Source organism: Candidatus Sarmatiella mevalonica (genome assembly GCF_016751895.1).
In the GTDB taxonomy this organism is placed as follows: domain Bacteria; phylum Pseudomonadota; class Alphaproteobacteria; order Rickettsiales; family Rickettsiaceae; genus Sarmatiella; species Sarmatiella mevalonica.
In genome coordinates, this window is the sequence record NZ_JACVVM010000042.1 from 1 (window position 1) to 11,304 (window position 11,304).

The window sequence follows — 11,304 nt, forward strand, 5'->3', positions numbered from 1 at the left end:
TTGAGCGATAATATTTTCAACTTTTATACGTCTTTTAACAATTATCTTATTATATATTTTTTGCCAGTAACTCAAGGGCTTTTTCTTTCGTGTTTTTATCGGTGTTTTGGCGTTCTTGCAAGTTTCTTTAACCCCTGATATCCGGAATCAGCGTAAATATTGGTATCTATCGGAAGACGATCTTTCTGTTTATGAATTTTAAAATCATGAACCTTGCCGTGGTAGGACTTAGAAACATGCTTGATTTTTCCTGCGGATGTTATTCTAATTTCAGTCTTGCTAGGCCTTTCAATTATTTGCTCCGTTACATGCTATTAACTGTTCAGTCTCTTCAGAACTTAGAGTGCGATTTTTTTCTATCGCAATCAACTTCGCGATCAATCGTTCCAAAGTTTTAATTATTCTGCATACCCTTGAAACATCGATCCCAAACATAAAACCTACCAGGCCTCTTGTATTTGCCAACGACTTTCTTTGCCCATGATACTTCAAGTTTCCTCACTAAAATATCAAATTCTTCACAACTAATGCCAAATAATCTTAAAAAAATTCTTGGATGTTCCTGATTTTTGTGTATGATATTGCCATATATGGAGTAGCTTTGTATTAAAATAAACTCTGTATATACCTTCTGTCTTGAAAAAATCAAGACCTCTTTCTATCATTAGGCGATATATTAGACCTCTTTCGAAACTCGCTCATGATGAGTAAATGCGAGGAGTATACGAAGCACAGAGCCACAGCGTACATGAAGTACGTGAGGACTTGCGCATCGACAGCGTCGCCACAGTTGCCATCAGGAGTAGAGTTAGGAAAGAGGTCTATGCTTACTTACGCAACAGGTCTATTAAAGTAGCTGATAAATATCTGCTATTTACATCTGCTATTTACAATATGGAATTACAAAAATGATAGTTTCCGAAGAAGTCTAATTTGACTCGCTCTTAATTTGGGATGCCTCTTCATTCCTATACTCTATCACATCTTAGCGCGTTCCTGAAGGATTAGATCTATATTATTTTAAAAATACAATAAGCCACAATCGCTGGGCTTGACTAAACGTAAGATCTCTTGTAGTATCTAAGAATTACTTTGTGTTATGTTTTATTTGTAATCATGAGAATAAACTTATGAAAACTTACTCAATGAAGGCCTCCGAGATTAAAAAAGAATGGCTAGTGATAGATGCGCAAAACCTAGTGTTAGGTCGGTTAGCATCATGCATCGCTAATTTGTTACGCGGCAAACATAAACCCACTTTCACTCCTCACATGGACTGCGGTGATTATGTGGTGGTTATTAATGCTTCTAAAGTCGCCTTAACTGGCAAGAAGTTGGCTAATAGAGGCAAGATGTATTATAGGCATACAGGGCACCCAGGCGGTATTAAAGAAACTGATGCAAAAACTTTGATGAATGGTAAATATCCTGAGCGCATCATTAAGTTAGCGGTAAAGAGAATGCTCACTCCTAACCCTCTCTCCTCCCAAGTGTTGTCGCATTTGTATGTATATCCTGCAGATACTCATCCACATGAAGGACAAATGCCTAAGCCGTACGATTTTGGTGTAAAAAATAAGAAGAACACTAAGAAGAGTGTCTGATATTCGCTTGTTGTTGATTGTGTTGTCGACTACGTTTTATTTGTTTTCGGTGTAAGTTTTTGGTTTAATTTTTCGGTTTGGTTTTAATATTTAAGGGAGTTTAAAAAATAAAAATATTCGTAAGTTTTGGTTAACTTGTTATGGTCAAAGATAAAAAAAATGTGTTGCTTGCAATAGGTAAAAATAACACTTCTTATGCTACTGGTAAAAGAAAAACATCAATCGCTAGGGTTTGGTTATGGCCCGGTAGCGGTAAATTTGTTATCAATAAACAGTCTGCTGATCAATATTTTTCTGCCACATCTTGTTTTGCAAAATTCGTACGCCCTCTCGTAGTCACGAAAACCATGGGTCAGTACGATGTATATTGCACCGTGCAAGGTGGCGGAGTATCTGGTCAAGTAGGGGCGATCCTCCATGGTATCGCAAAAGCCCTAAATAAGTCTTGTCCCGATTATCATAGTGCTTTAAAAAGAGCCGGGTTTTTGACTAGAGATGCTAGAGTAGTTGAACGTAAGAAGTATGGCTTACGTAAGGCGCGCAAGAGACCTCAATTCTCTAAACGTTAACCCTGCGCGCGGAGCTCTGCCGCTCCGCCATGTCATCCCGTTTTTTTTACGCACATATCTTTTTTTACTCACGTCTTTTTATACTTAGAAACTTATGCAAGTGACAAATACTTAGAAATAAGTATAAGAGGTCAACGAGAGTTTATGTTTGAGATTGATGCTAATGGCTTGTAGAATTATAAAGATACAGAGTCTTGAATTATGAAAGTAGTTGCTATCAAGAAAGGATGGGACTTTATCTTACAAAAAAAACTACCCAATTGATAGATGTTACAGAACGGGTTATAGAAAGACCGAAAAAACAGAGGAGATATTTTTCTAGAAAGATCGTTTACTGTATATACCAAAAGTTTAAATTTCTATTTGTTCTTCTCGGTATTCTTTTTTGCACTATGCGCTTTAATTAAAGCTATAGCCTCATCTTCCTTCAATTCAATCATATTATATTTTTTTGGTATAGAAATAAAACTATTGTCATACTTAATATAAGGCCCATACCTACCAATACCTATAATCACTGTTTTTTGCTCATATTCACATAATATAAAAGGAATAGATGCTATTTTTTGAGCCTGCTCCTTAGTAAGGTCCATAGGATTTATGTTTGACGGAACAGAGATACATTTCGCCTTCTTCCCCTTTACCACTTCACCAATTTGCAAATACCAACCGTAAGGACCGTTTTTTAGATAAATATTATTATTCGCTTCATCCACATATAATAATTTCTCCTTCGAGCCACTCTCCTCTATCTGCTCGAACTTCTGCTCCGCATTATCATTGGCTGCTGTAATATTTTTAACAAAATCACAATTTGGATAATTTGAGCATCCTAAAAATGCACTAAATTTACCTAGCTTTAATTGTACAGAGCCTTTACATTTAGGGCAAATCTTCAACTCTTCTTGCCCCTTAAAATAATGATAGTCAAGTTTGTTCTCAATATACTGTACTACCTCCTGTATACTCAGCTCCTTTGCAGAATGCACGGCTAAGTTAAAATCCTGCCAAAAATTCGCAAGTAATGTTTTCCACATTAAATTACCTTGCGACACCTGATCCAACTGTTCTTCCAGGTCAGCCGTAAACTCATACTGTACATATTTCTGAAAAAACCCAGCTAAAAATACCGCTAAAATTCTACCTAATTCCGAGGGTAATAGGCGCTTTTTATCTAAGATCACATACTTTCTATCTTGCAACACAGACAGAATGGGCGCATAGGTAGATGGACGCCCTATCCCCAATTCCTCTAACTTTTTCACCAAACTGCTTTCAGAATATCGAGGTGGAGGCTCTGTGAAATGTTGAGCTGGTATGATTTTATCGCATTCCAACTGCTCTTTTAATTCAAGCTTAGGTAATTTTGCTTCATCTTCATTCTCATCTTCGTCATCTATTCCCTCCTGATAGATTTTATAGAATCCATCAAATGCAATGGTACAACCATTCGCTCTAGCGCTAAATTCTTTCATTGAGCCAGTGATAGGACAAACTGATTCCAGGGACACAGAAACCATATCTAACAACACATTTTCCATCTGACACGCTATAGTTCTCTTCCAAATTAACTCATAGAGTCGTAAACCATCCTTATCTAAATAACGTTCCACATCCTTAGGACGCAAATTGATATTAGTAGGTCTAATAGCTTCGTGAGCCTCCTGGGCATTCTTCGCTTTCGACTTATATACCCTAGGACTACTAGGCAAATACTGCTGCCCTATATTGTCTACGATAAATTTACGAATAGCCTGCACAGCATCAGCTTCAATATTAGTACCATCCGTTCTCATGTAAGTAATCAGACCAGCGCTCTCGCCGTCTATTTCTACACCTTCGTATAGTTTTTGCGCTATTTGCATAGTCTTTTTTGCGCTAAAATTCAATTTGCGCGCCGCCTCCTGTTGCATAGAAGAAGTGATGAACGGACTGGGAGGTTGGCGCTTTTGTTGCTTTTTTTCTATGTTATCAACGATAAAACATTTATTATTAAGCTTCTCTACTACCGGAGCAATCTGTTCTTGACTCGTATAAGAAAATTTCTCTAATTTTACTTGGTTTACAGCCGTGAGTTTAGCCACGACCTTCTGGTTATTAGCATTATGAAGCGCAAGCTTCACATCCCAATACTCTTCCTTCTTAAAGCGCTCAATCTCATCTTCTCTCTCGCAAATTAATCGCAGAGCGGGAGATTGAACCCTACCAGCAGACTTGCAGCCAGGCAACTTGCGCCACAACAATGGCGATAGAGTGAATCCAACCAGATAATCTAAAGCAACGCGAGCTTGCTGGGCGTTAATCAAATCTAAATCAAGAGCTCTAGGATTTTGCACAGCATACACAACGGCCTTTTTAGTAATTTCGGTAAATGATACTCGATGAAAGAAATTTTCTGGAATTTTGGATAGATTCTCTTTAATAATTTCTGTAATATGCCATGATATTGCCTCCCCTTCTCTATCAGGATCAGTTGCTAAATATATAGTCTTGGCTTTTTTACTCTGTTTTATTATCTCTGTAATATATCTCTGAGATTTCTCTAAATTCTGATAAAGCATTGCAAAATCTTCCGACGGTACTACCGAACTACTTTTAGATGGCAAAGCGCGCACATGCCCCATAGAAGCAATAACGTGGTATTCAGCACCCAAATATTTATTAATAGTTTTGGCTTTTGCTGGCGATTCTACGATTACTAAGTACATATAGAAAGTATCAATTGTTGCTTTGTTAATTGTTAAATATTCTCTCGATCTGCGCCCCACACTGCATCAGCTTCCGCTCTAATTTCTCATATCCACGATCTAAATGATGAATTTTTTCGATACAAGTATCACCTCTGGCAGCAAGACCGGCTAGCACCAAACAGGCTGACGCACGCAAATCGCTCGCTTTCACACGCGCACCGTGTAACTCATTTACTCCATGTATCGTGAGACTATTACCATTAATGACAATATTAGCATTCATTCTCAATAGCTCAGGAACGTGCATAAACCGATTTTCAAAAATATTTTCGGTGATGATACATGTGCCGCGCGCAAGCGTCATGAGGCTAGTGAACTGAGCTTGCAGATCAGTAGGAAACCCAGGAAAAACGTCGGTACTAATATTGGTAGCATTCAATTGATCAACATACCTCACCCTAATACCTTCATTTTCCTGCGTTATCTCTACACCGCAACTAGCAAGTTTCATAATCAACGACTCCACATGACTATACACTATATTCTTAATCAACAAATTACCTTTGGTAATAGCCGCGGCAATCATGTAAGTGCCAGCTTCGATTCTATCTGGAATAATAGAATGCTCTGATGCATTGAATTCATCAATACCTTCTATCATTAATTTCGTACTGCCTATACCTTTAATTTTAGCTCCTCTATTTTGCAAACAATTGCATAAATCTATAATTTCCGGCTCGATCGCACAATTTAAGAGAGTAGTGTGTCCCTTTGCTAATACTGACGCTAGAATGCCACTTACTGTAGCGCCTACGGAAATCTTGTTAAAAATAAAATTAACCCCTTGAAGTTGCTTACTAGAGGCCGTAATATATCCATCATCTACCTCAATCTTTGCGCCCATCGCTTCTAGGAGTTGCAAATGCATGTCAACTTGTCTAGTGCCTATAGTGCAACCTCCTGGCATAGAAACTTTAGCATAGCCAAAGCGTGCTAAGAGTGGAGCTAGAACCCAAATAGACGCGCGCATCTTGCGCACTATTTCGTAATCAGCGACAAGATTAACGATATCTGATGCAATTAATTCCAGTTGATCGTCGCGACGTTGAATTTGTACACCGTGCCCACTCAATAAGTCGATCATTGTTTGTATATCAGTTAAATCTGGTATATTTCTCAGCCTCAAACATTCTTCGCTTAATAAACACGACGCTAAAATTGGCAATGCCGCATTTTTCGCACCACTCACGCAAATCTCTCCAAAAAGCGATGCTCCACCCTGAATTAATATACTTTCCATAATCTAAATTATAAGTTATATTTTATCAATTAGAAATGATTATATCTGAATGACGCATAAAGTCAACAGCAAATATATCTCATATTTTTCAGCTTAGTACCGGACACATAGTTGCTTAAGTTTTGAATTTAAAGGATTGTTAGACATAATAGATCTGAAGAAAAAATCAAAAATTTCGATGAATTTTGATTGCATTAATATTTTTCTTAAAAAAGTAAGTCCATATGAAAATATAGAAAATAACCTACGATTATGATTTTTAATCTTAAAAAGTGATAAAATTATCATCCCCAATAATTCGACTCTTGATTTATTCCATCGAAAATGTTTTGATAACATTTGGCGTAAAGTGGTATTGTAGAACATAAACATCATTAATTATCGTTAAAAATGTATATGTTTAACTGCTTTGCTACCTTTACGCTACTACTTTTTTACCTAACTGTCCGGTACTAAGATTTTTTAGTTTGAATTCTTTGATTTTATTCTTTAAATTTTATAACGACATGAAAAAAGATGATATAAATCAGAGGAAAGAGAATGCAATATCGACAAAACTGTAGTTATGATTGCATAGAAATACCTATTTGCTTAGCCTAGCCAATCAATATTTTAATTTTGAATGTTTAAAAAATTAGCTATATGTTGTTAAAAATTACTAAAATTTTTATAAGCATATGGTATGGAGAAATAAATCTCTAAAATAGCGGAGATATTGTCGGGTAATATAACGCTTTCAGCATTGTTTTTGGTCACCAACAGTGAACGGCTAAAATTTTTCTGTAAAGCGTCAGTAATATCGCGCGTACTCTTTTCAAACTTACTCCAAGAAGTGCCATTATATCCTAAAACCACCCGCGCATTCGAATCATTTCTATTAACAATACCGCCATTTACCTGCCACTCCATGGAAATAATATAAAAATTTTGTTCAAGCAAACACCCTAATGCTTTCCGTAAATCACCCACCACCTCTCCTTGTGCTAAGTTTTGGATAAAATGTTGCATTTTATATAAATTATATAGATCATATACATTCATCTGAGGATAAACTTTGCTAATCTCAGATGTCTTATCTAATAATAGATAATAATCGATAGTAATTTTTGATAATTCCTTCTTTTTGTTCCAGTTTTTTGATTCCAGATGGGCTATGTAAAACATAAAAACCAACAATACTGATAAAAAAGGCTTAAAAAAAATACTATTTAATTTATACAGCAAATGTAGTTTATCAAATGATTTTTCCCTTAATACTTTCTTCTGTCTATTTGCTAAGTCTATCACTAACTCATCGCATAAAGTTTTTTGTATTTTTTCACCTTGCACTATAAATTTACGCTTGTCTACCACAATCATCTTATCCACTTTAACATAGCTAAAATGCAAATTATTAGTAATATCAATATCAAATGCCAACAATAGCGTAACTTGCATATCACCCTGCACAATATGCGCTTTAAAATGCGATACTACATCATATACAGATTGCTCTATAAGGCCATTTAAATATTCATTCGACTCTGTAAAGCTCAAACCTACACTCTTAGTGAAGAATAAATCGCGATTATTAGTAGCTATTACCTTGATGCCAAACGCCTGAAGAGGTATCACTAACACCTGTAGCTCCGATGGATTGTCGGATTGATAAAATAAACCCTTAGCCAGATTGCGATATAATTCAAAGCCAATAGAATAAAATCCACCTAATAACACTTTGCTTTCAAATATCACATTTAAAATGGCTAGCATTTTCTCATCTAAATTCATACACAGCAACAATACGAACCATGAGTGATCTATGCCATCATCCTGATACACCAGATAATCGCATAATTTGTTTTGCGTCTGTTCCTGTAGTAGTTTATTAATTAAATGATTAGGAGAGGTGGTATCGAAAGTTTTAATCACTTCATACTTAAAATTATGCTCAGTCTCTTCTAAGATGAAATACACAGAATATTTTTTAAAACTTTTCAAAAAGGTTTTGAGATTTTGAATAGCTTTCTCGTCTTGTAGAATGACGCAAGACGCATTCTGTGATAATACTCCTCCAGCATTCTTATGATGCGGGTTGGATGTAAAAATATACATAGCATAACTGCCGTATACAATAAACAGCTTATCTTCTCTACGTAAAAAAATAGAGAACATTGCAAATTTTAATTTTTGTAAACCAAGCATGTAACTTTTTTGACTTATACTCAGCATGATAGAAGAAGTAAATTTAATACTATTAGTATACACAAAACTATTCGCGTCAATATGACAATAAAAATTGCGACGTGGAACGTCAACTCTATTCGACTAAGATTAGAGCTAATCTCGAGATTTTGTAACTTATATCAACCAGATATACTACTCTTTCAAGAAACAAAGGTGATTGATGAACTTTTTCCTGCCGAACAGCTAGCGAAAATAGGTTACCAATATCTAGCTTTTAGCGGACAAAAATCGTACAACGGAGTAGCGATAGCTTCGCGCCTTCCATTTGATCGTCATTTTGTGTTAAATTTTGTCAATGAAGATAAAAGGCATATAGCCATTACGATAAAAGATCTAGAGATACATAATTTTTATGTTCCATCCGGAGGAGAGATTGCTGATGTAACCCTCAATCCTAAATTTGAACATAAACTAAAATATATCGACGCTGTGCAGCGCTGGTTTTTAGATCATAAAAATGAGAGAAATAAATATTTCATACTAGGAGATTTAAATATTGCGCCACACGAAAATGACGTATGGTGTAGCAAATATATGCGCAATATCGTGAGTCACACTCCTATTGAACGAGCTGCTTTGTTAGATTTACAGAAAAGCTTAAATGCAATAGACTTATCGCATCACTTTTTTCCTTCCGAAAAGCATTTTACCTGGTGGAGTTACCGCGGAGCTAGCATGGAAAAAAACCGTGGACTACGCATAGATCATGCATGGTGTAGCGCAAATTTGCTGAATACAATAAAACATATTGAGGTTGCAAAGGAAGTGCGTAGTTGGGTAAGAACTTCAGACCACGTGCCGCTCATCATAGAACTCTCTTTTTCACTGCCATTCACCTAAAATGAGGTAAAACAGATCTGGAGGGACCGATATGAAATATAAACAAATCAAAGAATTAAAAAATACATAATTTCGTAGATTGACAGGAGTAAAAAGAACTGTATTTGACAAAATGGTAAGTATTCTTGAAGATGCTGAAACCAAAAAGAAAGCGAAGGGAGGACGAAAAAGTAAGCTTAGTATAGAAGGTCGTCTTCTTATGGCACTTGAGTACATCCGTGAATATTTCATGTAAGCCAAGTTATGAAGTAAGAAAGCACAGCATACAATACAATTAGGTGGATAGGCTGATCAAACATCCTTCTACCAAGTCGTAAAGCTTACCTAAAGTGACATGGAGTATGAAGTTGTATTCATAGACACAACGGAAACACCTATAGAGCGCCCAAAAAAAGAGTAAAGAATAAGAACGTATTAAAAAAGAAAAATCGAGAACTTGCAAAAGAAAGAGCGGCCAATGAAAATGTTATTGGTATGATTAAAACGATTTAAAATCGTAGCTGATATAGTAATTTAGATTGAATTAGATATAATTTTTCGTTATAATGAAAGGAAAAATGACAAAAAGCTACAGCAATGATTTAAGAGAAAAAGTAGTAGAATATTTAGAAGCTGGGAATAGTTATGACCAAACATCTAAATTATTTAAAATACCTAATTCAACCTAAATTACTATACAATACGGAATTACAAAAATGATAGTTTCCGAAGAGGTCTAATGATAAAAAATATTCTATTTGTTGAAGAGTTAAAAAACGGCCGGAAGTTTTATGGCAAAACAGGAGTGGGCACTCCGTTAATGCCGACGAAACAAAAAATCTTGATTTATACCACGGCTGGTTCATTGGTTGGATTGAAAAAGGTGATAGAAGAATTATTTTTTCAAACCACATAGAAGACGATAAAAAAGAAGAGATTGGCACCAGTCAGCATGCCAAAGCAGACGCAAAAGAAAAAATGGCAAAAATTATAGATCGAATCGAAGGTAACAAATGACAACAATAACATACGAAGAATTTGAGCGTGTGGATTTGCGCTCTGGCACGATTGTGAAAGTAGAAGAATTTCCAAGGGCGAAAAAGCCGGCATTTAAAGTGTGGGCAGATTTTGGACCTGAGATTGGCGTATTGCAAACGTCAGCTCAGGTGACTGTGCATTATACCACTCAGACTCTTCTTGGTCGCCAGATTGTGGGGTGCGTTAATTTGGGAGAGAAGAATATAGCGGGCTTTACCTCTCAATTCCTACTTGTGGGATTCGCGGATGAAAGCGGCGCTATTTGCTTGATAACAGTTGATCCAAAGGCTCCACATGGACAAAAAATGTGTTGACATGAAACACTTCATCCTCACTGGCACTCCAGGTAGTGAAAAAACCTCTGTCATCAAAGAGCTAGAAAAATCAGGCTATGCTGTTATTCATGAAGCTGCAACCGATGTAATTAGCATAAGCAAGTTAAAGGCATAGAAAAACCATGGGAAGAGCCTGATTTTCTAGATCAAATTACACGTATGCAAAAAGAGTGGCAGATGGACGCTACTGGAGATTTGCAATTTTACGACACTCACCTTTTTGCACTTACGCCCTTGGTAAATATTTAACCCATTGGAAAGGCCTCGAATTTAAGCCTTCGCCTGTATTGTTTGATGAAATTGATCGTTGCCTAAAAAAACGGCGTTACCAGAACCGGATATTCTTTTTTGAAAACCTTGGCTTTATCGAGCATACCGATGCCAGAAAAATTTCTTATGAAGATGCTTTGATTTTTGAGCAGATTCATCTGAATGTGTATAAAGAATTTGGTTTTGAAATTAGGCCTCTTTCGAAACTGTGATATATGTGTATACTCAAGCTAGGTCAATAAAAATATTATGGTTTTGTAATTGAAATATGAACAAGTAAAGATTTTATCAGATGATCAATTCAGAAGATTAACAGGAGTTAAGCGTGGTGCGTTTGATAAGATGGTAAAAATATTAGAAGAAGCTGATAAAAAGAAAAAAAACTAAAGGAGGTAGAAGAAATAAGCTGAGCATGGAAAATCAGCTATTAATGGCATTGGAATATATCGGAGA

At 36.0% G+C, this 11,304-nt stretch carries 14 protein-coding genes and 2 pseudogenes; 12 read left to right on the forward strand and 4 right to left on the reverse strand.

Annotated elements, in window-relative coordinates:
- Positions 1-394: 394 nt before the first annotated feature.
- Positions 395-649, reverse strand: a complete 255-nt coding sequence (locus tag Sarmat_RS04180) for a hypothetical protein (RefSeq protein WP_202149570.1) — start codon at positions 647-649, stop codon at positions 395-397.
- A gap of 62 nt (positions 650-711) precedes the next feature.
- Between Sarmat_RS04180 and Sarmat_RS04185 the strand changes: the two genes are divergently transcribed.
- The 3 genes from Sarmat_RS04185 to rpsI all read left to right on the forward strand — a co-directional run bounded on the left by Sarmat_RS04185 (position 712) and on the right by rpsI (position 2,173).
- A complete protein-coding gene (locus Sarmat_RS04185; protein ID WP_202149571.1) occupies positions 712-912 on the forward strand; it encodes a hypothetical protein in 201 nt (66 codons plus the stop codon).
- Between the two features lie 218 nt (positions 913-1,130).
- Positions 1,131-1,604 (forward strand): 50S ribosomal protein L13, encoded by a 474-nt coding sequence (gene rplM / locus Sarmat_RS04190; RefSeq protein WP_202149572.1) that lies wholly within the window; start codon positions 1,131-1,133, stop codon positions 1,602-1,604.
- A 140-nt stretch (positions 1,605-1,744) separates the two neighbouring features.
- On the forward strand, positions 1,745-2,173 hold the full coding sequence (gene rpsI, locus Sarmat_RS04195; RefSeq protein ID WP_202149573.1) for a 30S ribosomal protein S9: 429 nt from the start codon (positions 1,745-1,747) through the stop codon (positions 2,171-2,173).
- A gap of 359 nt (positions 2,174-2,532) precedes the next feature.
- On the opposite strand, the gene topA is transcribed toward rpsI, so the two are convergent.
- From topA to Sarmat_RS04210, 3 genes are all read right to left on the reverse strand, one after another.
- Positions 2,533-4,881 (reverse strand): type I DNA topoisomerase, encoded by a 2,349-nt coding sequence (topA, locus tag Sarmat_RS04200; protein ID WP_202149574.1) that lies wholly within the window; start codon positions 4,879-4,881, stop codon positions 2,533-2,535.
- A gap of 25 nt (positions 4,882-4,906) precedes the next feature.
- Positions 4,907-6,163: a UDP-N-acetylglucosamine 1-carboxyvinyltransferase gene (murA, locus tag Sarmat_RS04205; RefSeq protein ID WP_202149575.1), complete on the reverse strand. Its 1,257-nt coding sequence runs from the start codon at positions 6,161-6,163 to the stop codon at positions 4,907-4,909.
- Positions 6,164-6,811: 648 nt separating this feature from the next.
- Complete coding sequence (locus Sarmat_RS04210; protein WP_202149576.1) at positions 6,812-8,374, reverse strand: hypothetical protein; 1,563 nt, start codon at positions 8,372-8,374, stop codon at positions 6,812-6,814.
- Positions 8,375-8,434: 60 nt separating this feature from the next.
- Here Sarmat_RS04210 and xth point away from each other — a divergent pair, with 60 nt between their 5' ends.
- The 9 genes and pseudogenes from xth to Sarmat_RS04250 form a co-directional block, all read left to right on the forward strand.
- Positions 8,435-9,229, forward strand: a complete 795-nt coding sequence (gene xth, locus Sarmat_RS04215) for an exodeoxyribonuclease III (RefSeq protein ID WP_202149583.1) — start codon at positions 8,435-8,437, stop codon at positions 9,227-9,229.
- Between the two features lie 79 nt (positions 9,230-9,308).
- Positions 9,309-9,664: pseudogene (locus Sarmat_RS06875) on the forward strand (transposase); the annotation flags it as partial.
- A 122-nt stretch (positions 9,665-9,786) separates the two neighbouring features.
- On the forward strand, positions 9,787-9,897 hold the full coding sequence (locus Sarmat_RS04225) for an IS630 transposase-related protein (protein ID WP_202149578.1): 111 nt from the start codon (positions 9,787-9,789) through the stop codon (positions 9,895-9,897).
- A 50-nt stretch (positions 9,898-9,947) separates the two neighbouring features.
- Positions 9,948-10,124 (forward strand): hypothetical protein, encoded by a 177-nt coding sequence (locus tag Sarmat_RS04230; protein ID WP_202149579.1) that lies wholly within the window; start codon positions 9,948-9,950, stop codon positions 10,122-10,124.
- A complete protein-coding gene (locus Sarmat_RS07360; RefSeq protein ID WP_410520498.1) occupies positions 10,082-10,225 on the forward strand; it encodes a hypothetical protein in 144 nt (47 codons plus the stop codon). Before Sarmat_RS04230 ends, Sarmat_RS07360 begins: the two co-directional genes overlap by 43 nt.
- Positions 10,222-10,560 (forward strand): tRNA-binding protein, encoded by a 339-nt coding sequence (locus tag Sarmat_RS04235; RefSeq protein ID WP_202149580.1) that lies wholly within the window; start codon positions 10,222-10,224, stop codon positions 10,558-10,560. The genes Sarmat_RS07360 and Sarmat_RS04235 overlap by 4 nt, the downstream gene beginning before the upstream one ends.
- Positions 10,541-10,696, forward strand: a complete 156-nt coding sequence (locus Sarmat_RS04240) for an AAA family ATPase (protein WP_202149581.1) — start codon at positions 10,541-10,543, stop codon at positions 10,694-10,696. The genes Sarmat_RS04235 and Sarmat_RS04240 overlap by 20 nt, the downstream gene beginning before the upstream one ends.
- 55 nt (positions 10,697-10,751) lie before the next feature.
- Positions 10,752-11,063, forward strand: coding sequence for a DEAD/DEAH box helicase family protein (locus tag Sarmat_RS04245; RefSeq protein ID WP_202149582.1), 312 nt, complete (start codon positions 10,752-10,754; stop codon positions 11,061-11,063).
- Positions 11,064-11,112: 49 nt separating this feature from the next.
- Positions 11,113-11,304: pseudogene (locus Sarmat_RS04250) on the forward strand (IS5/IS1182 family transposase); the annotation flags it as partial.